This is a genomic window from Luteimonas composti (genome assembly GCF_042678665.1).
Taxonomy (GTDB): domain Bacteria; phylum Pseudomonadota; class Gammaproteobacteria; order Xanthomonadales; family Xanthomonadaceae; genus Luteimonas; species Luteimonas composti.
In genome coordinates, this window is sequence record NZ_JBHTKU010000003.1 from 588,259 (window position 1) to 614,043 (window position 25,785).

Below are 25,785 nucleotides of genomic sequence, written 5' to 3' on the forward strand. Positions count from 1 at the left end.
GAGGAATCAGAGGCGTTCGTAGGCCGGGAGGGTCAGGAAGTCCTCCAGCGTCGGCCGGTGGCTGAGCTCTTCGAGCAGGGCGATCGCCTCCGGCACGCGCGTCGCGCCGATCACCGGCTGGCTGGCCAGCCGCGAGGGCAGGCCCAGCAGCACGCGGTCGAACAGGGCCTCGTCGATCACCGTGCCGTCGTCCAGGTGCAGCGGACAGCGTCCACCGTCGGCGGCATGCAGCCACTGCCACAGCTGCGCACGGGCAATCTCGGCGGTGGCCGCGTCCTCCATCAGCCAGTGGATCGGCACGCAGCCGTTGCCGTCGAGCCAGGCGGCGAGGTAGCGCACGCAGACCTCGACGTTGTTCTCGAAGCCGATGCGCGTGATCGTGCCCAGCGAGGGCGTGAGCAGGTCGGCCTGGCCGACGATCACCTCCTCGCGGCCGATGTGCTGCTGGTGCGGCGTCGGCATGCGCTCGTCGAACACTTCGCGCGCGATCGGGATCAGCGCCGGGTGCGCCACCCAGGTGCCGTCGTGCCCGGCGGTCACCTCGCGCAGCTTGTCGGCACGCACCCGTGCCAACGCGCGCTCGTTGGCCTCGGCGTCGTTGTTGATCGGAATCTGCGCGGCCATGCCGCCCATGGCGTGGGCGCCGCGGCGGTGGCAGGTCTGGATCAGCAGTTCGGAATAGGCCCTGAGGAACGGCTGGGTCATGGTCACCTGGCCGCGCTCGGGCAGCACCCGCGAGCGGTGCCCGCGCAGGGTCTTGATGTAGGAGAAGATGTAGTCCCAGCGCCCGCAGTTGAGGCCGGCGATGCGATCGCGCAGCGCGTGCAGGATTTCGTCCATCTCGAGCGCCGCGGGCAGCGTCTCGATCAGCACGGTGACCTTCATCTGTCCCTGCGGCAGGTCCAGCGCGCGCTCGATGTGCGAGAGCACCTGCTGCCACAGCGCGGCCTCCTCCATCGACTGCAGCTTGGGGAGGTAGAAGTAGGGGCCGCGATCCTTCTCCGCCAGCGCGCGCGCGTTGTGCCAGGCGAACAGGCCCAGGTCGAACAGCGAGGCGGACATGCGCTCGCCGTCCACCAGCACGTGCTTCTCGTCCAGGTGCCAGCCGCGCGGGCGCACGATCAGCACCGCGCGCTCGTCCTCGGGGCGCAGCGCGTAGCGCTTGCCGTTGCCCTCGAACGACAGGCTGCCGGCGACCGCGCCGCGCAGGGCGCGCTGTCCGGCGATGACGTTGTCCCAGGTCGGCGCGGTCGAATCCTCGAAGTCGGCCATGTAGCAGCTGGCGCCCGAGTTCAGGGCGTTGATGACCATCTTCGGGTCGACCGGGCCGGTGATCTCGACCCGGCGGTCGAGGAGGGCCACCGGGATCGGCGCCACCTTCCAGTCGCCCTCGCGGATGGCGCGGGTGTCTTCGCGGAAGTCCGGCAGCGCGCCGGCATCGAACTTCGCCTGGCGCTCGCGGCGGGCGGCCAGGCGGGCCTGGCGCTCGGCTTCGAAGCGGCGGTGGAGGCCGGCGAGGAAGGCCTGGGCATCCGCGTCGAGGACGTCGGCGACGGCTGCGGGATCGCGGATTTCGATGGCGGGGGCGATCTGCGAGGGCTTCAGGACGGCGGACATGGCGGGCTCCGGTGGATGTTGCGTTGCAACGCCACCCTCCGCCCCGCTCAATTATTTGACAACTGAGTTTTTTCAATGTAACTCATAAGTTTTCCATATACCGAAGGCGAATCAATGCCTTCCGCTGGCAACTCGACCCCTCGATTCGCCTACAAGGCCGACCGGCTGAAGCCGCTGCGGGCCTTCTGCCAGACCGCGCGGCTTGGATCCGTGTCGCGGGCGGCCGAAGCGCTGTATGTCAGCCAGCCGGCGATCACCCTCCAGCTGCAGGCACTGGAGCGCGAACTGGGCCAGAAGCTGTTCGAGCGCAGCGGCCGCCGGCTGGTGCCGACCCGGGCGGGGGAGGCGCTGTACGAACTGGCGCGACCGCTGGTGGACGGCATCGACACCCTGCCCACCGCCTTCCGCGACGCCCTGCGCGGGCTGGATGCGGGGGAGCTCAACATCGCCGCCAACAGCTCGACCATCCTCTACCTGCTGCCGCGGATCGTGGAGCGCTTCCGCCAGCACCACCCGGACGTGCGCCTGAGCCTGCACAACACGGTCAGCGCCGACGGCACGGACCTGCTGCGCAGCGACTCCGTCGACCTGGTGGTCGGATCGATGCACGACGTGCCCGGCGACCTGGTGTACGAGCCGCTGCACCGCTTCGAGCAGCGGCTGGTGATGCCGCCTGGACACCCGCTGGCCGACAAGCCCGACCTGGGCCTGGCCGACATCGGCCAGTACGGCCTGATCCTGCCGCCCAAGCGCCAGATCACCTGGCGCCTGGTGGACCTGGTGTTCCAGCAGAACCGCGTGCCCTACACCGTGGCGTTGGAGGTGGGCGGCTGGGAGGTGATCAAGCAGTACGTCGCGATGGGCATGGGCATCAGCATCCTGTCCTCGATCTGCCTGACCGAGGCCGACCGCGGCCGCCTGGTCACGCGCCCGCTGGAGCGGTTCTTCCCCGCGCGCAGCTACGGCGTGGTGATGCGCAAGGGCCGCCTGCCGTCGCCGCAGGCGCGTGCGTTCATGGACCTGATCCAGCCCGACCTGTTCCTGCGCCGGGACTACTACGAGAGCGGGCATTCGGAGCGGTGAGCGCGCGATCCTTCGTGCGTGCGCGCCGACCGCCGCCTGTCCCGCCACGCAGGGTCAGCGGGACAGCTCCAGGTCTGCCGGCGAACGGGTCTCCGCGTCGCGGCCGGCCGCATCCAGCTCGTGCAGGCGCGCGTCACCGGCGGCCCGCCACGCGTGCCCGACCGGGCCGTCGAGGAAGTCGAACGACATGCGGCGGATCGCCTCGCCATCCCCCTGCCGCGCCACGGCGAGCAGGCGGTCAACCGCCGATGCCTGTTCCGCGGACATCGCAGCCGCGCGCTCGTCCGGCAGCGGCCCGATCCGCACGCGCTGCCACTGCAGCCCGGCCGCCATCGCCTCGTCGCGCGGCTCGGCATCGCGGCAATCCATGCGGCACAGGGGCGGGGGCGCCAGTTCCTCGACATGGGCGCGCTCCCCCAGCCGCTCGTAAACGCTGGTGCGATAGAAGAACAGATGGTCCTGGGAGCGATGGATGACATCGCGCGCGGGGTCTGGCTGGACCTCGCGCTTGGCCAGGAACGGCTCGCTGGCGAGCGCGTTCAGGTAATCGACCATCAGGTTGCCGCTGCGCGTGGACAGGCCGTCGAGCTCGTAGCCGCCACCGATGTTGCTGTGCGCGCCGGCGACGGCCACGTTGAGGGAGCGGCCGTCGGGGGTCATGCCCGGGTCGGTCACGCGGGTGCCCTGGAACAGGTTGCGTTGCTCGTCCAGCGCGGTGATCTGGAAACTGGACACCACCGACCCCGCCAGGCGCCTGTCGTGGCTGCGCGGCTCCCCGGTCCCCACCGGATCGAACATGCCCACCGCCTGGACCACGGTACCGCCCTCCCGTAGGGCGGGACGGGTGTACTCGACTGCTTCGACCAGGCCGTCGCGGCCGCGCGTGACGATCGCGCCTTCCGGATCCTGGATGCCGCGTTCCTCGACCATCCTGGTGAAGCCTGCCGCCTGCTCGGCGCCGCGGCTGAAGCCGATCGACGCCAGGCGGATGTCGGCCTCGGGATTTTCCCGCAGCCAGCCCTGTGCCTGGGACGCGAACTGCAGGTACATGTCCTCCAGCCGGGCCCGGTAGGTGTGCCCCCGCGCGGCATCCCAGCTTCCGGCGAGGCCACCCTGGGTGCCGACGCCTTCGACATAGCCCGCTCCGATCTCGGTTTCGCCGCCGCGGTGCCGCGTTTCGATCTGCTCGAAAATCCGCGCGACATTGGTATGGTTCTCCGGAGAGTCCCGATACATGCTGTTTGCGGTGCCATCAAAGGCCGCAACGAACAGGCGGTCATCGCCTGAGTTGCGATCGAGCAGGACGGGAGCGGAGAACTCCGCCAACTGCCGCTGCGCATTCTCGTAGGTTGCAAGGTCCACGGCGGTCGCCTGGATTGTCCTTGCGCCGTCGGGATGACGTTCTCCGCCCATCCTGCACCTCCATGTCGCTCAGGGTCGGATCAGTAGGTCCTGCTCCACGCCAGCACTGGCTCGTCGCGGTGCCCGCTGTGCCGGTTGCCCGGCTCCTGCAGTTCCTTGGTCGGGATAAACGCCCGCATGTAGACGTTGATGGTGCGGTCGTTGACTTCGAGGATGATGCCGGGGTTGGTGATCGACACGCCTTCGCGGATCTCTTCCCTCGGTACGTTGTGCAGGATCAGCCTGTCCTTGAAGATCGCGGCAATATCGATCGTGGCCTCGTGCGATACCCCGTCCTTCGAACGCCAACTCACCCGCGCAGGCCCCGGGAACCCGCGTATGCCGAGGTAACCCGCCCTCAGGTTGCCTGGGTACTTGCCTGCGAGTGATTCCGATGAGATCGCCAGATGATCGTCCGGCTCCGTTCGGCTGTAGCCCCCGTACTGGATCGTGCACCCGTAGGTGGAATAGCAGAAGCCACCAAAGTTGTGCTGTACGAACTTCAGCGGCCAGTCGGCCACGGTGTTGTCGGGTCGCGAGGGGTTCCGTGCCGCCGTCGTGCGTTCCGTCATGGCCATCCCCTGGCATCCCGCCGTCACCAGCACGGCGGCCAGCATGGCCGCGAGTGCTCCGTACGAATGCGCCATCCCGGCGCGGCGCGCGCCTGCCTGCGCTTGCATGTCGACCTCCGTGTCGTGCCCCGCAGGCGATCGCCCCACGGGATCTTTCCGCGACGTTAGCGCGTTACGCCATCCGGTACAACGATGTCCCGCGGCGCCGTCCTCACGGCTCCGGCAGCTTTTCGTCCGGCCAGATCGCCACGTGCGGCACGCCGTCGGCGCCGACCCAGCCGCGATACATGCCCGGCGTGTTGTACGGGAACGCGACGCTGCCGTCGGCGCCCAGCACGATCGCGCCGCCGTCGCCGCCGGCGTCCGGGATCAGCCGGTTGATCACCGCCTCGCCGGCGCGGGCGATGCTGTCGCCCGACAGGCGCACGCGCGCGCAGATCTCGTGCGCGGCGGCCGTGCGGATGTAGAACTCGCCCCAGCCGGTGCCCGACACCGCGCAGCGGTCGTCGGCCCAGGTGCCGGCGCCGATGATCGGGGCGTCGCCGACACGGCCGTAGCGCTTGTTGGTCATGCCGCCGGTCGAGGTGCCCGCGGCCAGCAGGCCCTGCGCGTCCAGCGCCACCGCGCCGACGGTGCCGAAATAGGCCTTGGCCGGCGCGTCCGACAGCAGCGCATGCGGCTTGCTGTCGTCGCGCAGCGCCTTCTGCAGCTGCTGCCAGCGCTTCTCGGTGCGGAAGTACGCAGGATCGACCAGGGCGATGCCTTCCTCCCGAGCGAAGCGTTCGGCGCCTTCGCCGACCATCATCACGTGGCGCGAGCGCTCCATGATCGCGCGGGCCAGGGTGATCGGATTGCGCACCCGGTGCAGGCCGGCGGCGGCGCCCGCGCGGCCGGTGGCGCCGTCCATGATCGAGGTGTCGAGTTCGTTCCTGCCGTCGTGGGTGAACACCGCGCCGCGGCCGGCGTTGAACATCGGCGCGTCCTCCAGTGCGACGATCGCGGCGGTCACCGCGTCGAGTGCCGGCTTGCCGGCGACCAGTTCCGCATGGCCGGCGCGCAGCGCCGCTGCCAGTGCGGCCCTGGCGGCGGCTTCCTCTTGCGGCGTGAGGTCGCCGGGCTCGACGCCGGCGCCGCCGTGGATCACCAGGCGCGGCGCGTCCTGGGCGAGCAGGACGCCGCCCTGCACCGCATGGCGGCGCGTCCACATCGGATTCTCGACCTCGCCCGAGGGCAGATGCAGCACCGAGTCGACGCCCACGCCGACCACGTCCACGCGATCCAGCCGCATCGGCGCGTCCTCCTGCTGCGCCTGCGCGAACCCGCCGCGCACCACGGTCGCGCCCGCGCCGGGTGCGGTCGCATAGACGCGCGCGCGACCGTCGGCCTCGACCGCCAGCGCCGCGTCCTCGTCCACCCCCAGGCCGAGCACGGGGCGCCCACCGGAGAGCGTCTCGGCCTTGGCGACGAAGGCGAGCAGGCGGCCGAGCCGGTTGCGCTCGCGGAAGTGGGTGTCGGTCAGCACGCCGCGCAGCTGCGGCAGGTCGAGGAAGCCGGTCTCGATGGTGTTGTCCGGGCCGAGCGGATCGGCGAGCGCGCGCGGGCTGGTCTGGCTGCCGCCATCCATCGCGCCGTAGACGAACTCACCGAGGATGGCGAGCCCCGCGCTGGTGCCGCCGAGTGGCTTGCCGGCGCGCACGTGTTGCTCCAGCGCGCGTTCCACCGGCGTGCCCTTCCAGTAGCGGATGTAGCGGGACTGGTCTCCGCCGGCGATGAAGATCCCGTCTGCCTTGCGCAGCGCCGCCAGCAGCCTGCGGTCGGTCGAGGCCTCGCGGTTCCCGACCACGAAAGTCTCCACCGAGGCCACGCCGCCGACCTCGTCGTGGAACTCGACGCCGATCTCGCCGCCGAGCGAGGCGCGCAGCACCACCACGTGGCCGTTGCCGGCCTTGGCCAGGAACCAGCGCAGCGCCTCGACGTTGCGGTCGCCCCCGCCCATCAGCAGCAGGCCCGGCGCGGGCTGGCCCGGCGTCGGCAGCGCACGGTCGCCGACGAAGTGGCGTTGGTAGTCCGCAGCCGCCGCCGGCAGCGCCAGCAGGCCGAGCGCCGCCAGCAGCAGCGCGCCGATCGCACGTGGTGTCGTCATCCGCTTGTTCCTTCGGCCGCGATGCCGGCCCCTTGCAAAGGAGACGAACCTTGGCGCGATTTCCCTCCGCGGGCAAACGCGCGCGGGTGCGGCGATCGGCTATCGTGCGGCCATGCCCACGCCGCTGGACGACTGGTTCGCACGCGAGATCCTCGTCCACGAGGCGCCGCTGTCGCATTACCTGGCGCGCTGCTGGCCGCACCGCGACGAGATCGCCGACCTGCGCCAGGAGGTCTACGCACGGGTGTACGAGGCCGCGGCACGCGAGCTGCCGCGCCAGCCCAAGGCCTTCCTGTTCACCACGGCGCGCCACCTGGTCACCGACCGGGTGCGGCGCGGAAAGGTGGTCTCGATCGAGCCGATGGGTGATTTCGAGCCCTCGTCCGTCCTGGTGGATGAGGTGTCGCCCGAACGCTGGTGCGGCGGACGGCAGCGGCTGGCGCGGCTGGCAAGGGCATTCGACCGGCTGCCCGACCGCTGCCGCGAGGTGGTGTGGCTGCGCCGGGTCGAACACCTGTCGCAGCGCGAAGTCGCGCAGCGGCTCGGGATCAGCGAGAAGACCGTGGAAAAACACATCGCCAAGGGAATGCGGCTGATCGCCCTGTACTACTACGGCGGCGAGGACGCGGCTGCGCCCGCCGGACTGGCAGCTGACGCCGAGGGCGACGCCGACGCGCCGCGCCAGGCGGACCAGGGCGGCGATGTCCGCTGAGTCGCTCGAGGCCCAGGCCGCCGCGTGGCTGGCGCGGCGCGACGGCCCGGACTGGTCGCCCGCCGAGCAGGCGCGGCTCGAGGCCTGGCTGGCGCAGGACACCCGTCATCGCGTGGCCTGGCTGCGGCTGCAGTCGGCCTGGACCGAGGCCGGACGGCTGGAGGCGCTGGGCGCGGGACTGCCCACGGGCACCGTGCCGGCGCGCGGCTTCTGGCCCGGCGCCGGAACCGCGGCCGCCGGGCCGATCGCGCCGGACCCGGCCGTGCAGCTGCAGGGCCACGTCTTCGCCCGCCGGCGGCCGCAGCCGCGCCCGCGCAGGCGGCTGCGGATCGCCGGGGCCGCGACGCTGGCCGCCTGCGCGCTGGCGCTGGGCTGGGGCTGGCGCGCGTTCGCGCCGGCCGAAGCCGAGCAGCATGCGACCGCGCTGGGGGATGTCCGCCAGCTCGGGCTGGCCGACGGCAGCCGCGCGACCCTGGGCAGCGACAGCCGGATCGAGGTGCGGCTTTCGCGCCGCGAGCGGCACGTGGCCCTGGAACGGGGCGAGGGCTATTTCGAGGCGGCGAAGGATCCGGACCGGCCGTTCGTGGTCGAGGCCGGCACCCGGCGCGTGGTCGCCATCGGCACGCGCTTCGCGGTGCGCCGCGACGACGCCGACCTGCGGGTCGTGGTCACCGAAGGCCTGGTGCGGCTGGAAACCGGCGACGGCACCGCCACGCCCGACACCCTGCTGCCCGCCGGCAGCGTCGCCATCGTCCACCGCGACAGCGTGCTGGTGCGCTCGCTGCCGCTGGACGAGGCCGCGCGCCTGGTCGACTGGCGCAGCGGCCTGCTGGTGTTCCGCGACACCTCGCTGGCCGAGGCCGCCAGCGAGTTCAACCGCTACAACGCCCGCAAGATCGAGATCGGCGACCCGCGCGTGGGCGCGCTGCGCATCGGCGGCAGCTTCCGCTGGGCCAACGCCGAGGGCTTCGTGCGCCTGCTCGAACAGGGCTTCCCGGTGCGGGCCGACTACCGCGACGACCGCATCATCCTCTACGCGCCCTGAGGCGCGGGGGATTCGCGCGCCTCGTTCGTCATCAGACAACAGGAAGGCGCCCTCCGCGCGCCGCTTTGGGGAATCCGCTTGAGACCGCCACGTCCGCTTCGCGTCCTGCTCCTGTCCCTGGCCTGCTCTGCGGCGCTGGCCGCCCACGCGCAGGCGCCCGCCGACGCCCCGGTCGATGTGCCTGCGGGCGAACTGGCCAGCGCACTGGAAGCCTACGCCCGCCAGTCCGGGGTCGAGCTGGTGTACCGCGCCGACCAGATGCGCGGCGTGCGTACCGCCGGCACGCGTGGCCTGCCGCCCGGGCAGGCGCTGCAGGCCCTGCTGCGCGGCAGCGGCTTCAGCGCGCGCGAGGATGCTTCGGGCGCGGTGCTGATCGTGCAGCAGCCGCTGCTGGCGCAGGCCGGCCCGGCGCCCGCCGCGCCTGCCCAGGCCGCGTCCCCGCCGCCGGCCCCGGCGCCCGAACCCGCGGTGGCGGAACTGGAGACGGTGCAGGTCACCGGCTCGCGCATCCCGCGCGCCCAGGTGGAAGGACCGGCGCCGATCACGGTCGTGACCGCGCAGCAGATCCAGGCCGCCGGCCTGACCTCGGTGCCGGACGTGCTGCGCTCGCTCAGCCAGAACAGCGGCACCGTGCAGGGCCAGCAGAACACCACCAGCGCCCAGTCCACGCCCGGCGCGCAGGCGGTCGACCTGCGCGGCCTCGGCCCCAACCACACCCTGGTGCTGGTCAACGGCCGCCGCATCGCCGACTTCCCGCTGCCGCTCAACAGCCGCAGCAACTTCACCGACATCGGCAACATCCCGCTGGGCATGATCGACCGGGTCGAGGTGCTCACCGGCAGCGCCTCGGCCGTGTACGGCTCGGACGCGATGGCGGGCGTGATCAACTTCATCCTCAAGAAGTCGCTCGACGGCACCATCATCGACTACCGCTACGGCGACACCGAACGCGGCGGCGGCGAATCGCACCGCCTCACCCTGACCAGCGGCTTCGAGCGCGGCGCGTTCAGCGGCATCGTCGGCCTGGAGCTGCTCGACAAGCGCCCGCTGTGGGGCTTCGAGCGGGACATCCAGGATTCCACCCTCGACGCGCCCACCGACCGCCGTCGCCTGCCGCGCCTGACCGCGCAGATCCTCAACTGGGAGGACGACACCAACCTCGCGCCGGCCGACGGTTGCGCCGCCATGGCCGGCCTCAACGAGGGCACCACCGGCCTGCACCTGGACCGCTTCGGCGAACCCTACTGCGGCTCCGAGCGCGCCATCGCCTATCGCACCATCACCAACGAGCGCCAGGGCGGCCACGCCTACGGCGCGTTCGAATACCGCCTGTCCGACACGCTGTCGTGGTTCGCCGACGTGCAGCTCGGTCACCAGACCGTGCGCCTGCTGACCGGCACCAACGGCAACGACGTGGCCAGCGACCACATGGGCTGGGAATTCCACGATCCGGCGTCGTACGACAACTACCGCAACAAGATCTTCTACAACGCGCTCACCGGCCAGCGCGAGATCTGGTCGCGCCAGTTCACGCCGGAGGAAACCGGCGGGCTGCGCAACCGCATGAACACCACCACCCAGAAGACCATGGCGCTGACCACCGGCCTCCAGGGCGCCTTCGGCGCGGACTGGAACTGGGAAGCGTCCTGGAACCACTCGCAGTACAAGGCCGACGTGGAGATGCCGCGCATCCTCGCCGCGGCCGCCAACCGGCTCTTCCTGGGCGAGCGGCTGGGCTACAACGAAGACGGCTATGCGGTGTACGCACCCGATCCGGCACGCATGTTCACGCCGCTGACCGAAGCCGAGTTCGCGTCGATCTCGACCATGTCCACCTGGCGCCCGGTGGCGCGCAACGACAGCCTCGCCTTCACCGTCGACACCGCGTCGCTGTTTACGCTGCCGGCGGGCGACGTCGGTTTCGCCGGCGCGATCGAGTACGGCGAACAGGCCTACCGGATCAATCCCGACCCGCTGGCGCTGACCGAGGACGCCTACTACGGGCCGCGTTACGGCGACGGCCGCGGCGAGCGCGAGCGCTGGAGCGCGGCCGGCGAACTGCGCCTGCCGCTGGCCTCGACCCTGCAGGCCAGCCTGGCCGGCCGCTACGACCGCTATTCCTACGGCAACCAGGATCCCGGCAAGTTCACCTGGAGCGGCGGCCTGGAATGGCGCCCCGTGGATACGCTGCTGGTGCGCGGCTCCTACGGCACCGGCTTCCGCGCCCCCGACATGCACTACCTGTTCGCCGGCGAGGATTACTACCGCACCCGCTTCGCCACCGACTACTACGACTGCCGCACCGCCGAACCCGGCGCCACCGACGCCTACTGCTACGACGACGGCAGCTACGACGTGGCCACCTTCGACGTCTACAGCGGCAACATGGCGCTCGAGGTCGAGACCAGCAAGTCGTATTCGGCCGGCTTCGTCTGGTCGCCGCTGCCGGGCTTCGACCTGGCGGTGGACTACTACCGCATCCAGGTCATGAACCAGGTGCAGACCCAGGACCGCGAGCGGCTGCGCAGCGACGAGGCCAGCTGCCGCCTGGGCGTGACCGACAGCGGCCTCCCGGTGGACATCGATTCGCCCACCTGCCAGGACGCCATCGCCCGCGTGGTCCGCGACGCCGACGGGGTGATCACCAGCGTCCGGTTCAGCCCGATCAACATCGCCAGCGAGGAAACCTCGGGCATCGACGTCAGCGCCAACTACCGGCTGACGACCGCGGCCGCGGGCGACTTCCGCTTCAGCGGCAGCTACACCCGCGTACACCGCCACAGCCGCCGCCAGTACCCGGGCGATCCCAGCGAGGACATGCTCGACTACGCGACCTACAGTCCGGCCCTGCCGCGGCACAAGGGCAACCTCGGCCTGGCCTGGGATCGCGGCGCCTGGGGCGCCAGCGTGTTCGGCAGCTACCTCGGGCACGTGCCGAACTACGACGACGACGCCTGGATGCCGGCGACCTGGCGCTTCAACGCCGGCGCGCGCTACGACATCAACGACCACCTGCGCGTCTCGCTGTCGGTCAACAACCTGTTCGACAAGATGCCGCCGAAGGACCCGACCTGGGCGAACTATCCCTACTACGACACCGCCTGGTTCGACAGCGTCGGCCGCAGTTACTTCGTGCAGGTGACCTGGAAGCTCGGCGGTTCGGCACTGTAGGCCGCCACCTACCGTCGTCCCGCCAGCGGACATGGGCCTCCTGCACGCGACGTGGCGTGCAGGGGGCCGAACGACCGGACCTGCAGCCGGACATCCAGTCGACGATCCCTCGCTGCCGTTGTGGAGCGGAGACACACCGGGCAGTCATCGGCGCGCAGCCGCCGGGCAGCGGGTAGACGAGGCGGCGCCCTCTGCCCGATCGCCCGCACACCGCTATGGCCAGCCGCGTCGCGAGGACGGGCGCCTGATGGCGACCGTGAACGGCGGCATCGCCGGGAACGGGTTCTTGCACGCCACAGGTCTGCCCGCGGTCCGCGCGCCCCTGCCCATCGATGGAAACCGGCGCCCGGCGCCCGCCGCTCATTCGGTGCCGCGGTTGCGTCCCTGCCAGGGGCCGTACCAGGCGCGCAGCGCGGCGAGGTCGGCCTCCATGTCGCCGGTGGTGTGGAACGGCTCGCCCAGTCCGATCCGCCGTTCGGGATAATGGAAGTACGCCGGCAGGATGGGCACCTGCGCCTGGTGCGCGATCTTCCAGAAGCCGGTCTTCCAGCGCTCGACGCGCTTGCGCGTGCCTTCCGGCGCCAGCGCGTACCAGATGCGCTCGCTGCGCTGGATCAGCGCGACGGCCTGTCCCACCGTGCCCTGCGGCGCGCTGCGATCGATCGGGATCACGCCCAGCCTGCGCATCAGCGGCGCCAGCGGCCAGCGGAACAGCTGCGCCTTGCCCAGCACGCGGATCTCCAGGCCGAGCGCGAGCTTGGCCGCGAAGCCCCAGACCCCGTCCCAGTTGGACGAATGCGGCGCGGCGATCAGCACCAGCTTCGGCAGGTCGGGGAACTCGCCGGTCAGGCGCCAGCCGCCCAGCCGCAGCACGGTTCGGCCGATCCAGCGGGTCAGCGCGTTGGGCCTGACCCGCGGCGCGCTCGGCGGCAGCGGCGGCACGATGTCGTCGGCGGCGTTCAAGCCGGCACGGTCGCGGTCGATGGCCATCAGTCCCAGTCGCGGCGACCGCGGCCGGTCTTGATCGTGCTGCGCTGGCGCTTCTCGCCCAGGCGCCGCTCCTTCGAGGCGCGCGTCGGCCGCGTGGCCACGCGCGGCGTCGGCGCGCGCAGCCCGGCCTCGATGAAGGCCTGCAGGCGTTCGCGTGCATCCTGGCGGTTGCGGTCCTGGGTGCGGAAGCGCTGCGCCTGGATCACCAGCACGCCTTCGTCGGTGACGCGGCGGTCGCGGCGGGCCAGCAGCCGCGCGCGCACCGGCTCGGGCAGCGAGGGCGAGTTGGCGACATCGAAGCGCAACTCGACCGCAGTGGCCACCTTGTTGACGTTCTGCCCGCCCGCGCCGCTGGCGCGGACGAAGCGTTCGACGATTTCGTTTTCGGGGATCTGGATGTTCATGCCGAGGTGTCGCGCAGGGCCGTGCGTCTAGAATCCACGCTTCCCACCCTGACAAGGACGCCGCAATGTCTCACAGAATCCTGCTCGCCGCCCTCCTCGCCCTGGCCGCCGCCGCCGTCCCCGCGCAGGCGCAGCAGCCGGTCGACGACGCCCGCCTCGACCGCCTGCTCGAGGTCACCCGCGCGCGCCAGACCCTCGACGCCATGCTGCCGCAGGTCGAGGCTTCGCAGCGGCAGATGGTGGCGCAGATGACCGCCGGCCGCGAACTCGACGCCGCCCAGCAGGAGCGCATCGAACGCACCCTCGCGGCGAGCGCGGAATCGGTCCGCAAGGCGCTGGCCTGGGACAACCTGGAGCCGGTGTATCGCGACATCTACCGGCAGACCTTCACCAGCGAGGACATCGACGCCATCATCGGCTTCTACGAGAGCGCGGCGGGACAGCGCATGCTCGACAAGATGCCGGAGCTGATGCAGAACACCATGGCGGCGATGCAGCGCCTGGTGGTGCCGATGCTGCAGGACATGGAGCGCGCGGTGGCGGCCGAGGTGTCCGCCGCGCAGTAACCGGCGCATGGCGGCGCGGGCGCCGCATCGGCGACTCAGCGCGCGGCCGGCGCAGCGGCGCCCGCGTCCGCCGGCGCGTCGGCGGACGGCGGGAACAGCGCCAGCGCCTTCGCGAACTCCCCGTCCGGAGGCGCGTCCACCGCCATCGGCGCGCCGGTGGCGGGATGCACGAACCCCAGCCGCGAGGCGTGCAGCAGCATGCGGTGGATGCCGAGCATGCGGAAGTGGCGGTTGTGGCGTCCGTCGCCATGGCTGGTGTCGCCGATCAGGTGGTGCGAGGCGTGCTTGAGGTGGCGCCGGATCTGGCGGAAACGCCCGGTCTGGGGGCTGGCCCGGAGCAGCGCATAGCGCGAGGTCGGGAACTGCGCCGAGGGCAGCTCGAGTTCGCAGAGGGCCAGGCGCTCGAAGTGCGTGATCGCCGGCTTCTTGAGCGGCTTGCCCGGTCCGCCGTCGAGCGGATGGTCGATGGTGAAACGTGCCTCCGGCCAGCCGCGGCACACCGCCAGATACTGCTTGCCGACCTCGCCGGCCATCAGCGCCTTGCCCAGCGCCGAGGCGGTGTCGCGGTCGAAGGCCAGCAGCAGGCAGCCGCTGGTGGCGCGGTCGAGCCGGTGGACCAGGAACACGGGCCGGCCGAACTGCGCGCGCAGCCGGTCGGCGAGGAAATCGTCCTCGCCGCGCGCCAGCGCACTGTCGTGCACCATCAGGCCGGCGGGCTTGGCGACCACGGCCAGGCGTTCGTCGGCATGCAGGACGACGATCGGCGCGTCGGCCGCGGGCACGGCGTCGTCCGGCGCGGGCGCGCCGGCGTGGCGATCCACTCCGACCGTCATCGCAGGACGCGCAGGCCCTTGAGGTTGGGCGTGCCGCCCGCGACCTCGGTCCACACCACATGGGCCACGCCGTTCGCCAGCGCCAGCTGCGGGAAGCCGGTGGCGCGGCCTTCGCCGGCCACCTGCGCCAGCTCGATGCGCTCAAGCTCGGTGGCGAGGTCGGGGCTGCGGCGGGACAGCCACAGCGACTGCTGTCCAGCCTCCTCGCGCATCCACAGCACCCAGGCCTGCTGCGCATCGAGCGCGATCGCGACGCGACCGAGCACCTCGGCGCCGCGGTCGAGCGTCACCGGCGCGGCGAACGCGTCGCCCGCATCGCCGCTGGCGGCGATCCGCACCTCCGGCTCGCCGGCGGCTTCGGTGTACCAGGCCACCACCACCGACTCGCCCTGCGCGGCCACGTCGGGTCCGTTCACCGGACAGGCCGGCATGGTCCAGCCGTCGACGTGCACCGGCCGCGGCGCGCTCCAGGCGCTGCCGTCGAAACGCGTGGCGAGGATGTCGCGCACTTCGTCCGGCGTGCGCCCGCGGTAGACCAGCAGCGGACCACGCGCGGTCACCGCCACCGCGGTCTGGCAGCAGTCGCAGACGCTGGCGTCGATCTCCGCGTCGAGGTTGCGCTGCAGTCCGGCGTCGAACACCGCCGCGCGCAGGGTCATCGCACCGCCGCCGCCTGCGTGGCCGTCATGGCCCTTGCCGCCTGCGGACGCGGTCTTTCGCCCGTCCAGCCAGGCGATGCCGAGGCTGCCGGCACCCTGCGCCCACATCGAGACGAAGCCGTGCTCGCTGCGGGTGCCGTCGTCGTGCGGCATCACCGGCGCGGCCCAGTTGGCGCCGCCGTCGCGCGAACGCGTGAGCACCACGTCGTAGGCATGGGGCGCATCGCCGCTCTTCTGCAGCCAGTGCGCCCACAGCGCGCCGTCCGGCGTGGCCGCAAGGTGCGGCACGTCGGCCCAGTTCACGAACATCGAGTTGCCCACCGCGACCGTGCTCATCGCGTGCATCCAGCGGCCCCAGGCCGGCTCCCAGGTGCTGAACTGGAAGATGTGGCGGCGGCCCTTCTGCGAATTGATCCAGCCCAGCAGCAGCTTGCCGTCGGGCGCGGCGGCCAGGCTCGGCGAGGCCGAGCCCGGCAGCGTGCTGGGCAGCGTCCAGGCTTCGATCCGGCTCGGCGCGCCCGGATCCGCGGCGGCGATGGCCATCGGCGGGGCTGCGTCGTTGCCGCCACCGCAGCCGGCCAGGGCGACGGCGGCGAGCAGCGCGGTGGCGAGGGCGGGCCGGATCATGCGGTTCTCCTGCGTGGATGCGCGGACGCGGCGGGACGGGCGTCGACGCCCGCGGCGCCTGCGTGCCCGCATTCTCGGGAATGCGCGCGCCGATGGCCAGTCCGGCGCACGCCCGCGGCGGCGATGCCGTAGGCTGCAGGCTGGCCCAGCGGTCGACGCGCATGTTCACCACCGTCGCCAGCTATCTCGATCCAATCCAGGCGCAGATCGCGCGTGGCCTGCTGCTGTCCGAGGGGATCGAGGCGCAGCTTGGCGACGAACACCTGGCGCTGGCGAACTGGGAATGGCGGCTGGCCATCGGCGGCACGCGCCTGCGCGTGGCCGACGCCGACGCCGGCCGCGCACGCGCGGTCCTGCGCGCGCTCGAGGCCGGCGAGTACGCCATCGACGACGACGGTGCGCCGGCCGATCCGCCGCTGCAGGCGCCCGATCGCGAATCGCCGTCCAGCCGCCTGGCCTGGCTGGCGCTGGTACTGCTGGCCCTGCCGCTGCCCTGGCGTCGTCCGGACCAGGGCGACTCGGTTCTCCGCGAAACCTGAGACGGCGGTCCGGCAGCACCCGTCGCGACGCATTGTCAACGGGTTCCGGCACGCGCCCATGGTTGCCACAATCGCCGCCCCGCGGCTGGCGCCGCACGCAGTACGGATCCCATGGCCGAGATGTCCCCGGCGCTCGCGCGCAAGATTTCGCAGACCATCGCCGAGGAGATCGGCGCGAAGCCCGAACAGGCCAGCGCGGCGATCGCCCTGCTCGACGAGGGCGCGACTGTGCCGTTCATCGCGCGCTACCGCAAGGAAGTCACCGGCGGGCTCGACGACACCCAGCTGCGCAACCTCGAGGTGCGCCTGGTCTACCTGCGCGAGCTGGAAGAGCGCCGCGCCGCGATCCTGTCGAGCATCGAGGAGCAGGGCAAGCTGACCGACGCGCTGCGCGCCGACATCGAGGCCGCCGACAGCAAGGCGCGCCTGGAAGACCTGTACCTGCCGTACAAGCAGAAGCGCCGCACCCGCGCCCAGATCGCGCGCGAGGCCGGGCTGGAGCCGCTGGCCGACGGCCTGATCGAGGATCCCAGCCGCGTCCCCGAGGAATTCGCCGCGCAGTTCGTCGACGCCGACAAGGGCGTGGCCGATGCGAAGGCCGCGCTGGAAGGCGCGCGCGCGATCCTGATCGAACGCTGGGGCGAGGATGCGGCACTGATCGGCGAGCTGCGCGAGTGGCTGTGGGCCAACGGCGTGATCCGCGCGAAGGTGGTCGAGGGCAAGGAAGCGGCGGGCGAGAAGTTCCGCGACTACTTCGACCATGCCGAACCGCTGGCGAAGATCCCCTCGCACCGCCTGCTGGCGCTGCTGCGTGGCCGCCGCGAGGAGTTCCTCACCCTCGACCTGGAGCCGGGCAGCGATGCCGAGGCTGGCCACCTCTACGCCGAAGGCCGCGTCGCCCTGCGCGCCGGCATCCGCGACCAGGGCCGCGCCGCCGACACCTGGCTGCGCAACGCCTGCCGCCTGGCCTGGAAGGCCAAGCTGCACCTGCACCTGCTGATCGACCTGTTCGCGCAGGCGCGCGAGCAGGCCGAGGCCGAGGCGATCGCGGTGTTCGGCGACAACCTCAAGGACCTGCTGCTGGCCGCGCCCGCGGGTCCGAAGGCGGTGCTCGGACTCGACCCCGGGCTGCGCACCGGCGTGAAGGTGGCGGTGGTCGATGCCACCGGCAAGCTGGTCGCCACCGACACCATCTATCCGCACGAGCCGCGCCGGCAGTGGGACCAGTCGCTGGCCGCGCTGCGCAAGCTGTGCCAGGCGCATGGCGTGCAGCTGGTCGCGATCGGCAACGGCACCGCCAGCCGCGAGACCGACAAGCTCGCCGGCGACCTGCTCAAGCTTTGCCCCGAGCTGAAGATGCAGAAGATCGTGGTCAGCGAGGCCGGCGCATCGGTGTATTCGGCCTCGGAACTGGCGGCGAAGGAGTTCCCGGGCCTGGACGTGTCGCTGCGCGGCGCGGTCTCCATCGCGCGGCGCCTGCAGGATCCGCTGGCCGAGCTGGTGAAGATCGAACCCAAGGCCATCGGCGTGGGCCAATACCAGCACGACGTCGACCAGTACAGGCTGGCGCGCGCGCTCGATGCGCGCGTGGAGGACTGCGTGAACGCGGTGGGCGTGCACGTCAACACGGCCTCGAGCGCGCTGCTGGCGCGGGTGTCGGGCCTGTCGAGTTCGGTGGCCGAGAACATCGTCGCGCACCGCGACGCCAACGGCCCCTTCAGGCGCCGCAAGGACCTGCTCAAGGTGCCGCGCCTGGGCGAGAAGACCTTCGAACAGTGCGCCGGCTTTTTGCGCATTGCCGACGGCGACGAGCCGCTCGATGCTTCGGGCGTGCACCCGGAAGCCTATCCGGTGGTCGAGCGCATCGTGCAGGCGACCGGCAAGCCGATCCAGGCCATGATCGGCGACAGCGGCTTCGTGCGCACGCTCAAGCCCGCGCAGTTCACCGACGAGCGCTTCGGCGAGCCGACCGTGCGCGACATCCTGAAAGAACTGGAGAAGCCCGGCCGAGACCCGCGCCCCGAGTTCAAGGCCGCGCAGTTCGCCGACGGCGTCGAGGACATCAAGGACCTGCGCGAGGGCATGATCCTCGAGGGCGTGGTGAGCAACGTGGCCGCGTTCGGCGCCTTCGTCGACATCGGCGTGCACCAGGACGGGCTGATCCACATCTCGGCGCTGTCGGACCGGTTCGTCAAGGATCCGCGCGAGGTGGTCAAGGCCGGCGACATCGTCAAGGTCAAGGTGCTGGAGGTGGACGTGGCGCGCAAGCGCATCGCCCTGACGCGTCGCCTCGACGATACGCCCGCGCCGCGCCAGGAACGCGGCGGTGAACGCAACGCCGCCGGTACGCGCGATCCCGCCCGGCGCAATCCGCGCGGCGGCGGCGCGCCGAAGCCGTCCGCGCCGCCGGCCGACAACGCGCTGGCCCAGGCGTTCGCGCGCGCAAGACGCAGCTGACGGCGGCGCCTGCCCGGCGTAGGCGCGCGGCGCAGCGTCAGCCGGCGACGATGCGGTCGCGGCCCTGGCGCTTGGCTTCGTACAGCGCCGCGTCGGCGCGCTGCAGCAGCGCGTCGGCGCCCTCGCGACCGCTGCGCTCGACCACGCCGGCACTGATGGTGCAGGCGATGCTGTCGTCGCCGTCCGGCGCGATCGCCAGCGCCGCCACGTCGTGGCGTGCGCATTCGAGCAGCGAGACCGCCCCGGCCAGCGCGGTCTCGCGCAGCACCACCAGGAATTCCTCGCCGCCCAGGCGCGCCACGAACAGCGACGGCTGGCGCAGCGACGCCTGCAGCTGCCCGGCCACGTGCGCCAGCACGCGATCGCCGCCCTGGTGCCCATAGCGGTCGTTGATGTGCTTGAAGCGGTCCAGGTCGACGATCGCCACGCACAGCGGGGTGTGCGCGGCGTCGGCCTGCTGCAGCGCCATCGCCAGCTGCTGGTCGCCGGCGCGGCGGTTGGGCAGGCCGGTCAGGCTGTCGTGGCTGGCCTGGTGGGCCAGCTGCTCCACCAGCCGCTCGCGCTGGCGCGAGGCTTCCTCCAGTTCCTGGTTCTTCTCCCGCAGCTGCGCGGTGCGCTGCGCCACTTCGGCCTCCAGCTGGCGCGCATGCCGCCGCTGGCGGCGGCCCAGGACGTGGTGCAGCAGGATGAACAGGAGCAGCAGCGTCCCGATTGCCGGCAGCACGGCCCAGGGTCGCGCCCACCAAGGGGCCGCGACCTGCAGCTCGAAGCCGGTCGAGGCCGCCGGCCTGCTCCAGTCGGCGGGCGCGTGCGCCACCTGTACCTCGAAGCGCAGCCGGCCGGCGGGCAGGTTGGTGTAGGTCACCTCGCGCGCCGTGCCGGCGTCGATCCAGTGCGCGTCCACGCCCTGCATGCGGTAGCGGTAGCGCAGGGCGTTGGGCTGGCGCAGGCTCAGGCCCGCGTAGCGAATCTGCACGCGCGAACCCGGCTGCAGCACGCCCGCATCCGCAGGCGCCAGCTCGCGGCCGTCGACCTGCAGCGTGTCGATCACCAGCGGCACGTCGCCGCGCCCCCGCTCCATCACCAGCCCCGGGTCGAACACCGCCACGCCGCTGGCGGTGGGCAGCCATACCTCCCCGTCGGCCAGGCGCCAGCCCGCCGGTGCGCTGCCGCCGTTGGCCTGCCGGCTCGGCATGCCGTCGTCGCGGTCGAAGACCTGCACGTCCAGGCGCGCGCGATCGCCACGGTCCACCGCCTGGAACGAGCGCCGCGGCACTCGCGCCACGCCATGGTTGCCGCTCAACCACAGGTTGCCGTAGGCGTCGTCGAGCAGGCGGAACACGCTGCTGCCGCGCAGGCCCTGCGCCGCGCCGTACTGGCGCCAGCCACCGTCGCGCAGGTGGAGCACGCCGCGGTTGCTGGCCACCCAGGTGCCGCCATCGGCGTCGTGCAGGAAGTCGAAGACCGACTGCGCCGGGAATCCCTGGCCCGGACGCAGCACCACCAGGTGTCCGTCGGGCTCGCGCCAGGCCATGCCGCCCAGCTGGCCGATCCACAGCCGGCCGCCCTCGCTGCGCTGCAGGACGCGCACCGGCAGTGCCGGCAGGCCAGGCAGCGGCTGCGGATCGAAGCGGCCGTCGCGCCAGGCCACCAGGCCGCGCTCGGTGCCGATCCACAGCGTGCCGTCGGGATCCTCCAGCAGCGCGCGCACCTGTTCGGCGGCCAGCGGGTGGTCGCCGGTCGCCAGTGGCCGAACCGGCGCGGGAACACCCGGCCCGACGCGCAGCACGCCGCGGTTGTAGGTGCCGGCCCAGACGCCGCCTCCGGCCGCCGGGGCCAGCGCCAGCACGCTCGACGGCTGTGTGCCCGGCTGCGGGAACAGCAGCTCCGGCCGCGTATCGCGGATGCGGCTCAGGCCCAGCGAGTGGCCGATCCAGACCTGGCCGTCCGCGGTCTGCAGCACGCTGCGGATGTAGTCCGACGGCAGCCCGGGCTGGCGCGCGATACCGCGGACCGGGCCGTCGGCGATCCGGAACAGGCCGTGCGTGGTACCGAACCAGACCAAGCCCTCGCGATCCTGGAACAGCGCGCCGGTGGCATACCCCACCACGCCCTCGCCCTCGCCCCAGCGGTGCCAGCGGCCATCGCGATGGCGCAGCACGACGCTGTCGGTGCCGGCGACCCACAGCGCTCCCGAATCGTCCAGCAGCAGGCCTTCGGCGCGCTCGGGGCGCACCGCCTGCAGGCGGCCCCCGCGGTAGCGCCAGACGCCGTGCTCGCTGGCGATCCAGATGTCCCCGCCAGCGTCGCGCACCAGTCCCCGCACCTCGCCGGCGGGCAGCCCGAGCCGCTCGCCCAGCGCCTCGAGGCGGCCGCCTTGCCAGCGGAACAGGCCGCCGCGCAGGCCGAGCCAGAGGCTGCCGTCGGCCTGGGCAAGCATGCCGTTGACGGTGCGCCCGGCCAGCGACTGGCCACCGGCCACCCGCGTGCAGCGGCCGTCGGACTGCAGGCGATAGAGCCCGTCGCGCGCGGCCAGCCAGGGCAGGCCGTCGACGCCCTGCGCGAGCTGGCTGACCTGGAGCGCGTCGATGTCCCGGCAGGCCGGCCGGGCCGCGCCCACCGCCGGCACCCGCAGCAGCCCGGGACCATCCACCGCCACCAGCATGCTGCCGTCCGCATCCCGCCACAGCCGCCGCGACGGGCGCCGACCCCCGGTGGGATCGTTCAGGCGCGCGACTTCGGAAAAGTCCAGCCCGTCGAAACGGGCGGTGCCCTCCCAGGTGGTGACCCAGAGGAAGCCGTCCGGGCTCTGCCCGATGTCGTGGATCTGGCTGTGCGGCAGGCCGTCGTCGGCGCTCCAGCGGGTGATGGTGTAGCGCTCGGGCGGCAGCTCGGGATCGAGCGCGCACGCCGGCCCGGCCAGCGCCAGCCAGGCGCCGGCCATTGCACAAGCGAGCCGGGCCCGCCATGCGCGCATGGCGGGAATGGATGCAGCCGGTCCTGGCATGCCGCGTACGTGCCCCTGTTCACGTTCCCGCCATTTTACGGCGGGACTGCGCGGCGGCGGCGAGACGCGCGCCGCGTTCCGGTTCACGCCGACGCGCGGTCGGGCGACTATAGGCGCATGTCCAGCGCTTCCGATCCCGCCCGCCGCGCCACGTCGACTCCGCCCGCCGATCCGCGCCCGTTGCCGCCCGAGCCGCCCCTGCCCAGCGACTGCTGCGAAAGCGGCTGCGATCCCTGCGTGCACGACAGCTACAGCGAAGCGTTGCAGCATTACCGCGAGCAACTGGCGCAGTGGCGCAGGCGCAATCCGGACGCGGACTGACGCGCGCGGCGCAGCGTCGTCCGGATCAGGCCGGATTCGACGCCGCGCCGAATTCCTCGAAGGCGGCCAGCGCGTTGGCCGCGTACATCAGCGACGGCCCGCCGCCCATGTAGACGGCCACGCCCAGCATCTCGCGGAACTCCTCCGGCGTCGCGCCCAGGCGCACCAGGGCCTTGGCGTGGAAGCCCAGGCAGGCATCGCAGCGGCTGGCCACGCCGATCGCCATGGCGATCAGTTCCTTGGTCTTCTCGTCGAGCGCGCCGGGCGCGAGCGCGGCACGGCTCAGCGCGCCGAAGCCCTGCATCAGCTCGGCATTGTGGGTGCGCAGCGGGGTCAGGTTCTTCGAGACGGCGCGGGTGAGATCGGTGTAGGAGTCGATGGCGGACATGGAATTCTCCGTGGGTTTTCGTTCGGGTCGGGTGTCGGCACCGCACGCGGCGGGAGCGGGCGCGTGGCGCGGTCGCGATCAGGCGCGGCGCCTGCGTGCCGACGCTGGGCTGCAGTAGATGCCGTGCAGCGTCTCCATGACCGCGGCGGCCGGGCCCGGGGCCAGCGCGTAGTAGATCGTCTGCGCCTCGCGCCGCGTGCGCACCAGGCCTTCCTCGCGCAGCACGGCCAGGTGCTGGGACAGGGCCGACTGGCTCAGGTCGAGCAGCGCGTTGAGCTCGCCGACCGAGCGTTCCCCGCCCGCCAACAGGCACAGCACCTGCAGCCGGCGCTCGTTGGCCAGGGCCTTGAGCAGCTGCGCGGCATCGCCGGCATGGGCCTGCATGGCGGCGAGGTCGAAGTCGGGGCCGGGATTGCGTGCAGGCATGGTCAGGCGTTCGCGGAGGGCCGGGCATTGCGCCATGCCCACGGGCGGACGGCAAGCCGGGAGGCGTGGGCGAAGCGTGGCATCCCAACCGCGGCAGGGGATGGAAACGCGGGATCGGGACGCATGGGCGAGGTCTTCATTTATCAGTTGCATCTAATATAAGCGTTTGCTAATGTGACTGCAAGCCGGGGCTGGTCCTCGACATCGACCGGTTCGAAGGAGGCTGTGTCATGACCCACATCGTGGTGCTGGGCGCGGGCATCGGCGGCATGAGCGTCGCCTACGAACTGCGTGGTGCGCTGGGCAAGGGTGCGGCGATCACCGTGGTCGGCGAAGGCGAGCTGTTCTCGTTCACCCCGTCCAATCCCTGGGTCGCCGTCGGCCGGCGCACGCCGGCCGAGGTGCAGCTGCAGGTGCCGGCGTACCTGGCGCGCCACGGCATCGACTTCGAGCCGGCCGGCGCCGAGCGGGTGGAGCCGGCGCACAACCGCGTCCGCCTGCGCGACGGCCGCGAACTCGGCTACGACCACCTGGTCGTCGCCACCGGCCCGCGGCTGGCGTTCGACGAGGTCCCGGGCCTGGGTCCCGACGGCGGCCACACCCATTCGATCTGCACCACCGCCCACGCCGCGGCCGCCTGGGACGCCTACCAGGCCTTCCTCGAGGCGCCGGGCCCGGTGGTGATCGGCGCAGCCGCCGGGGCCAGCTGCTTCGGTCCGGCCTACGAGTTCGCGATGATCCTCGACCACGACCTGCGCAAGCGCAGGCTGCGCGACAGGGTGCCGATCACCTATGTCACCCCGGAACCCTATGCCGGGCACATGGGCCTGGGCGGCGTCGGCGATTCGAAGGGGCTGATGGAATCGGAATTCCGCCAGCGCCACATCCAGTGGATCACCAACGCGAAGATCACCGAAGTGCGCGACGGTGCGATGGACGTCGTCGAGATGGACGTCGACGGCAAGCCGGCCAGGCAGCACACGCTGCCGTTCCGCTACGCGATGGTGCTGCCCGCGTTCACCGGCGTGGACGCCGTGCGCGGGATCGAGGGGCTGTGCAATCCGCGCGGCTTCGTGCTGATCGACCCGCACCAGCGCAACCCCGCCTTCCCCAACGTGCACGCGCTGGGCGTGTGCGTGGCGATCCCGCCGGTGGAGGCCACGCCGGTGCCGACCGGCGCGCCCAAGACCGGCTTCATGATCGAGTCGATGGTCACCACCATCGCCCGCAACATCCGCGCCGAGCTGGCTGGCGAACCGGCCACCGCGCAGGCCACGTGGAACGCCATCTGCCTGGCGGACATGGGCGATACCGGCATCGCCTTCGTGGCGCTGCCGCAGATGCCGCCGCGCAACGTCACCTGGAGCCGCGGCGGCAAGTGGGTGCACCTGGCCAAGGTCGCCTTCGAAAAGTATTTCCTGATGAAGATGAAATCCGGCCACACCGAGCCGGTGTACGAGAAGTACGTGCTCAGGCTGCTGGGCATCGAACGCACGCGCTGACACACCCCCACCCAAGGAGAACCGCCATGAACCTCGACCGCGCCATCTTCGCCTTCGCCGGCGTGATGATCCTCGGCAGCCTGCTGCTGGCCCACTACGTCTCGCCGATGTGGCTGTGGCTGACCGCCTTCGTCGGCGCCAACCTGCTGCAGTCCAGCATCACCGGCTTCTGCCCCGCCGCCATCGTGTTCCGCAGGTTCGGCGTGCGCAGCGGCTGCGCGTTCCGCTAGGGCTGCGCCATGACCCTGCGCGTTCCCCCTGTCCTGCGCCTGGCGGCGGCGTCGCTGCTGGCGTTCGCGCTCGCCTCCTGTGGGGGCGGCGACGCCGGGTTGCCGCCGCCGCCCGCCATCGACGGCCTGGACACCGTGGTGGTCGAGGGCGGCGACCGCGCCGACGGCCGCGCCTGGGACGGCGTGGTCGAGGCCGTGCGGCACGCCGCGCTCGCCGCGCAGACCAGCGGCCGCGTGGCCGAGGTGCGCCGCGACGTCGGCGACCGCGTGGCCGAGGGCGAACTGCTGGTGCGCCTGACCGCGGTGGAGCAGCAGGCCGGCGTCGACGCCGCGCGCGCGCAGCTGCAGGCCGCCGAGGCCGCGGCCCGCGAGGCCGACGCCAGCCATGCGCGCTACCTGGCGCTGTCGCAGGGCGACTATGTCTCGCGCGCGCAGCTCGACCAGGCGCGTGCGGTCCGCGATTCGGCGCGCGCCGCGCGCGACGCCGCGCGCGCGCAGCTGGCCAACGTCGGCCAGCAGGCCGCCTACACCAGCATCCGCGCACCCTATGCCGGCATCGTCGCCTCGCGCGAGGTCGATCCGGGCGAGAGCGTGGGCATCGGCGCGGTCCTGATGTCGGTGTTCGCGCCCGATGCCCTGCGGATCGAGGTCAGCGTGCCGCAGTCGACGGCGGACGCGATCCGCGCCGACCCGGTGGCCAGCGTGCACCTGCCCGATGGCCGCAGCGCGGAAGCGGCCGACGTGACCGTGTTCCCGGCCGGCGATGCCGCCAGCCACGCCGTGCGCGTGCGCGTGCAGCTGCCGCAGCTCGATCCGGTTCCGTCGCCCGGCAGTACCGCCAAGGTCGCGTTCCCGGCCGTGCCGGGCGCCGCTCATCCGCGCATCCCGGCCGGCGCGGTGCTGCGCCGTGGCGAGGTCACCGCCGCCTACGTGCTGGCCGACGGGCAGCTGACGCTGCGCCAGCTGCGCCTGGGCGCGCAGGTGGGCGACCAGGTCGAGGTGATCGCCGGGCTGGCGGCGGGCGAATCGATCGCCGCCGACCCCGTGGCCGCGATGCAGGCGCTGGCGGCCGCGCGCGGAGCCGGGGACTGA

Annotated in this window: 22 protein-coding genes and 1 pseudogene; 11 read left to right on the forward strand and 12 right to left on the reverse strand. The window is 72.2% G+C overall.

Going from position 1 to position 25,785, the window contains the following annotated elements:
• Positions 1 to 6 precede the first annotated feature (6 nt).
• On the reverse strand, positions 7 to 1,617 hold the full coding sequence (gene aceB / locus ACFQ2D_RS11460) for a malate synthase A (protein ID WP_280941108.1): 1,611 nt from the start codon (positions 1,615 to 1,617) through the stop codon (positions 7 to 9).
• 114 nt (positions 1,618 to 1,731) lie between these two features.
• Here aceB and ACFQ2D_RS11465 point away from each other — a divergent pair, with 114 nt between their 5' ends.
• Positions 1,732 to 2,700: a LysR family transcriptional regulator gene (locus ACFQ2D_RS11465; protein ID WP_280941109.1), complete on the forward strand. Its 969-nt coding sequence runs from the start codon at positions 1,732 to 1,734 to the stop codon at positions 2,698 to 2,700.
• Between the two features lie 54 nt (positions 2,701 to 2,754).
• Here ACFQ2D_RS11465 and ACFQ2D_RS11470 read toward each other — a convergent pair whose 3' ends face one another.
• The 4 genes and pseudogenes from ACFQ2D_RS11470 to ACFQ2D_RS11485 form a co-directional block, all read right to left on the reverse strand.
• Complete coding sequence (locus ACFQ2D_RS11470; protein ID WP_280941110.1) at positions 2,755 to 4,113, reverse strand: phospholipase effector Tle1 domain-containing protein; 1,359 nt, start codon at positions 4,111 to 4,113, stop codon at positions 2,755 to 2,757.
• Between the two features lie 29 nt (positions 4,114 to 4,142).
• Complete coding sequence (locus tag ACFQ2D_RS11475) at positions 4,143 to 4,781, reverse strand: hypothetical protein (RefSeq protein ID WP_280941111.1); 639 nt, start codon at positions 4,779 to 4,781, stop codon at positions 4,143 to 4,145.
• Positions 4,782 to 4,884: 103 nt separating this feature from the next.
• Positions 4,885 to 5,880 (reverse strand): isoaspartyl peptidase/L-asparaginase family protein, encoded by a 996-nt coding sequence (locus ACFQ2D_RS11480; protein WP_280941179.1) that lies wholly within the window; start codon positions 5,878 to 5,880, stop codon positions 4,885 to 4,887.
• A gap of 438 nt (positions 5,881 to 6,318) precedes the next feature.
• A pseudogene (locus ACFQ2D_RS11485) lies at positions 6,319 to 6,816 on the reverse strand (cyanophycinase); the annotation flags it as partial.
• 112 nt (positions 6,817 to 6,928) lie between these two features.
• On the opposite strand from ACFQ2D_RS11485, the gene ACFQ2D_RS11490 reads away from it, so the two are divergent.
• The 3 genes from ACFQ2D_RS11490 (at position 6,929) to ACFQ2D_RS11500 (ending at position 11,744) form a co-directional block, all read left to right on the forward strand.
• Positions 6,929 to 7,528, forward strand: coding sequence for an RNA polymerase sigma factor (locus tag ACFQ2D_RS11490; RefSeq protein WP_280941112.1), 600 nt, complete (start codon positions 6,929 to 6,931; stop codon positions 7,526 to 7,528).
• Complete coding sequence (locus ACFQ2D_RS11495; protein ID WP_280941113.1) at positions 7,518 to 8,573, forward strand: FecR family protein; 1,056 nt, start codon at positions 7,518 to 7,520, stop codon at positions 8,571 to 8,573. Before ACFQ2D_RS11490 ends, ACFQ2D_RS11495 begins: the two co-directional genes overlap by 11 nt.
• A gap of 78 nt (positions 8,574 to 8,651) precedes the next feature.
• Positions 8,652 to 11,744: a TonB-dependent receptor gene (locus ACFQ2D_RS11500; RefSeq protein WP_280941114.1), complete on the forward strand. Its 3,093-nt coding sequence runs from the start codon at positions 8,652 to 8,654 to the stop codon at positions 11,742 to 11,744.
• A gap of 360 nt (positions 11,745 to 12,104) precedes the next feature.
• Here the strand turns inward: ACFQ2D_RS11500 and ACFQ2D_RS11505 are convergent, their stop codons facing one another.
• Both ACFQ2D_RS11505 and arfB read right to left on the reverse strand, forming a co-directional pair.
• Entirely contained in the window at positions 12,105 to 12,734 is a 630-nt protein-coding gene (locus tag ACFQ2D_RS11505) for a lysophospholipid acyltransferase family protein (protein ID WP_280941115.1), read from the reverse strand.
• Positions 12,734 to 13,138: an alternative ribosome rescue aminoacyl-tRNA hydrolase ArfB gene (gene arfB / locus ACFQ2D_RS11510; protein ID WP_280941116.1), complete on the reverse strand. Its 405-nt coding sequence runs from the start codon at positions 13,136 to 13,138 to the stop codon at positions 12,734 to 12,736. The genes ACFQ2D_RS11505 and arfB overlap by 1 nt, the downstream gene beginning before the upstream one ends.
• Positions 13,139 to 13,203: 65 nt before the next feature.
• Here arfB and ACFQ2D_RS11515 point away from each other — a divergent pair, with 65 nt between their 5' ends.
• The gene (locus tag ACFQ2D_RS11515) at positions 13,204 to 13,704 is read left to right on the forward strand and encodes a DUF2059 domain-containing protein (protein ID WP_280941117.1); all 501 of its coding nucleotides are present in this window, start codon (positions 13,204 to 13,206) and stop codon (positions 13,702 to 13,704) included.
• Positions 13,705 to 13,739: 35 nt separating this feature from the next.
• Here the strand turns inward: ACFQ2D_RS11515 and ACFQ2D_RS11520 are convergent, their stop codons facing one another.
• The gene (locus ACFQ2D_RS11520; protein WP_386795654.1) at positions 13,740 to 14,525 is read right to left on the reverse strand and encodes a pseudouridine synthase; all 786 of its coding nucleotides are present in this window, start codon (positions 14,523 to 14,525) and stop codon (positions 13,740 to 13,742) included.
• 8 nt (positions 14,526 to 14,533) lie between these two features.
• Entirely contained in the window at positions 14,534 to 15,823 is a 1,290-nt protein-coding gene (locus ACFQ2D_RS11525; RefSeq protein WP_280941118.1) for a sialidase family protein, read from the reverse strand.
• Positions 15,824 to 15,984: 161 nt separating this feature from the next.
• Here ACFQ2D_RS11525 and ACFQ2D_RS11530 point away from each other — a divergent pair, with 161 nt between their 5' ends.
• Together ACFQ2D_RS11530 and ACFQ2D_RS11535 are read left to right on the forward strand one after the other, a co-directional pair.
• Positions 15,985 to 16,362: a putative signal transducing protein gene (locus ACFQ2D_RS11530; protein ID WP_280941119.1), complete on the forward strand. Its 378-nt coding sequence runs from the start codon at positions 15,985 to 15,987 to the stop codon at positions 16,360 to 16,362.
• A gap of 120 nt (positions 16,363 to 16,482) precedes the next feature.
• Positions 16,483 to 18,819 carry a Tex family protein gene (locus tag ACFQ2D_RS11535; protein WP_280941181.1) on the forward strand — a complete coding sequence of 779 codons (2,337 nt, stop codon included), beginning with the start codon at positions 16,483 to 16,485 and terminating at the stop codon, positions 18,817 to 18,819.
• 37 nt (positions 18,820 to 18,856) lie between these two features.
• On the opposite strand, the gene ACFQ2D_RS11540 is transcribed toward ACFQ2D_RS11535, so the two are convergent.
• Positions 18,857 to 21,763: a ligand-binding sensor domain-containing diguanylate cyclase gene (locus ACFQ2D_RS11540; RefSeq protein WP_280941120.1), complete on the reverse strand. Its 2,907-nt coding sequence runs from the start codon at positions 21,761 to 21,763 to the stop codon at positions 18,857 to 18,859.
• A gap of 180 nt (positions 21,764 to 21,943) precedes the next feature.
• Here ACFQ2D_RS11540 and ACFQ2D_RS11545 point away from each other — a divergent pair, with 180 nt between their 5' ends.
• Positions 21,944 to 22,147: an oxidoreductase-like domain-containing protein gene (locus ACFQ2D_RS11545; protein ID WP_280941121.1), complete on the forward strand. Its 204-nt coding sequence runs from the start codon at positions 21,944 to 21,946 to the stop codon at positions 22,145 to 22,147.
• A 25-nt stretch (positions 22,148 to 22,172) separates the two neighbouring features.
• Here the strand turns inward: ACFQ2D_RS11545 and ACFQ2D_RS11550 are convergent, their stop codons facing one another.
• Positions 22,173 to 22,535 (reverse strand): carboxymuconolactone decarboxylase family protein, encoded by a 363-nt coding sequence (locus ACFQ2D_RS11550; protein ID WP_280941122.1) that lies wholly within the window; start codon positions 22,533 to 22,535, stop codon positions 22,173 to 22,175.
• 78 nt (positions 22,536 to 22,613) lie between these two features.
• A complete protein-coding gene (locus tag ACFQ2D_RS11555) occupies positions 22,614 to 22,961 on the reverse strand; it encodes an ArsR/SmtB family transcription factor (protein WP_280941123.1) in 348 nt (115 codons plus the stop codon).
• Positions 22,962 to 23,191: 230 nt separating this feature from the next.
• Here ACFQ2D_RS11555 and ACFQ2D_RS11560 point away from each other — a divergent pair, with 230 nt between their 5' ends.
• Genes ACFQ2D_RS11560 through ACFQ2D_RS11570 form a run of 3 tightly spaced genes read left to right on the forward strand, consistent with a single transcriptional unit; the run spans position 23,192 to position 25,785 of the window.
• Positions 23,192 to 24,463, forward strand: coding sequence for an NAD(P)/FAD-dependent oxidoreductase (locus ACFQ2D_RS11560; protein ID WP_280941124.1), 1,272 nt, complete (start codon positions 23,192 to 23,194; stop codon positions 24,461 to 24,463).
• A gap of 26 nt (positions 24,464 to 24,489) precedes the next feature.
• Positions 24,490 to 24,693 (forward strand): YgaP family membrane protein, encoded by a 204-nt coding sequence (locus ACFQ2D_RS11565; protein WP_280941125.1) that lies wholly within the window; start codon positions 24,490 to 24,492, stop codon positions 24,691 to 24,693.
• Positions 24,694 to 24,702: 9 nt separating this feature from the next.
• Positions 24,703 to 25,785 carry an efflux RND transporter periplasmic adaptor subunit gene (locus ACFQ2D_RS11570; RefSeq protein WP_280941126.1) on the forward strand — a complete coding sequence of 361 codons (1,083 nt, stop codon included), beginning with the start codon at positions 24,703 to 24,705 and terminating at the stop codon, positions 25,783 to 25,785.

Coding starts and splice junctions, on each gene's coding strand:
- ACFQ2D_RS11550 (WP_280941122.1), bottom strand. CDS start 22,535: ATGTCCGCCATCGACTCCTACACCGATCTCACCCGCGCCGTCTCGAAG.
- ACFQ2D_RS11480 (WP_280941179.1), bottom strand. CDS start 5,880: ATGTGGACGCGCCGCCATGCGGTGCAGGGCGGCGTCCTGCTCGCCCAG.
- ACFQ2D_RS11470 (WP_280941110.1), bottom strand. CDS start 4,113: ATGGGCGGAGAACGTCATCCCGACGGCGCAAGGACAATCCAGGCGACC.
- ACFQ2D_RS11555 (WP_280941123.1), bottom strand. CDS start 22,961: ATGCCTGCACGCAATCCCGGCCCCGACTTCGACCTCGCCGCCATGCAG.
- ACFQ2D_RS11540 (WP_280941120.1), bottom strand. CDS start 21,763: ATGGCCGGCGCCTGGCTGGCGCTGGCCGGGCCGGCGTGCGCGCTCGAT.
- ACFQ2D_RS11525 (WP_280941118.1), bottom strand. CDS start 15,823: ATGATCCGGCCCGCCCTCGCCACCGCGCTGCTCGCCGCCGTCGCCCTG.
- ACFQ2D_RS11465 (WP_280941109.1), top strand. CDS start 1,732: ATGCCTTCCGCTGGCAACTCGACCCCTCGATTCGCCTACAAGGCCGAC.
- arfB (WP_280941116.1), bottom strand. CDS start 13,138: ATGAACATCCAGATCCCCGAAAACGAAATCGTCGAACGCTTCGTCCGC.
- aceB (WP_280941108.1), bottom strand. CDS start 1,617: ATGTCCGCCGTCCTGAAGCCCTCGCAGATCGCCCCCGCCATCGAAATC.
- ACFQ2D_RS11535 (WP_280941181.1), top strand. CDS start 16,483: ATGTCCCCGGCGCTCGCGCGCAAGATTTCGCAGACCATCGCCGAGGAG.
- ACFQ2D_RS11490 (WP_280941112.1), top strand. CDS start 6,929: ATGCCCACGCCGCTGGACGACTGGTTCGCACGCGAGATCCTCGTCCAC.
- ACFQ2D_RS11475 (WP_280941111.1), bottom strand. CDS start 4,781: ATGCAAGCGCAGGCAGGCGCGCGCCGCGCCGGGATGGCGCATTCGTAC.
- ACFQ2D_RS11495 (WP_280941113.1), top strand. CDS start 7,518: ATGTCCGCTGAGTCGCTCGAGGCCCAGGCCGCCGCGTGGCTGGCGCGG.
- ACFQ2D_RS11565 (WP_280941125.1), top strand. CDS start 24,490: ATGAACCTCGACCGCGCCATCTTCGCCTTCGCCGGCGTGATGATCCTC.
- ACFQ2D_RS11570 (WP_280941126.1), top strand. CDS start 24,703: ATGACCCTGCGCGTTCCCCCTGTCCTGCGCCTGGCGGCGGCGTCGCTG.
- ACFQ2D_RS11545 (WP_280941121.1), top strand. CDS start 21,944: ATGTCCAGCGCTTCCGATCCCGCCCGCCGCGCCACGTCGACTCCGCCC.
- ACFQ2D_RS11530 (WP_280941119.1), top strand. CDS start 15,985: ATGTTCACCACCGTCGCCAGCTATCTCGATCCAATCCAGGCGCAGATC.
- ACFQ2D_RS11505 (WP_280941115.1), bottom strand. CDS start 12,734: ATGGCCATCGACCGCGACCGTGCCGGCTTGAACGCCGCCGACGACATC.
- ACFQ2D_RS11515 (WP_280941117.1), top strand. CDS start 13,204: ATGTCTCACAGAATCCTGCTCGCCGCCCTCCTCGCCCTGGCCGCCGCC.
- ACFQ2D_RS11560 (WP_280941124.1), top strand. CDS start 23,192: ATGACCCACATCGTGGTGCTGGGCGCGGGCATCGGCGGCATGAGCGTC.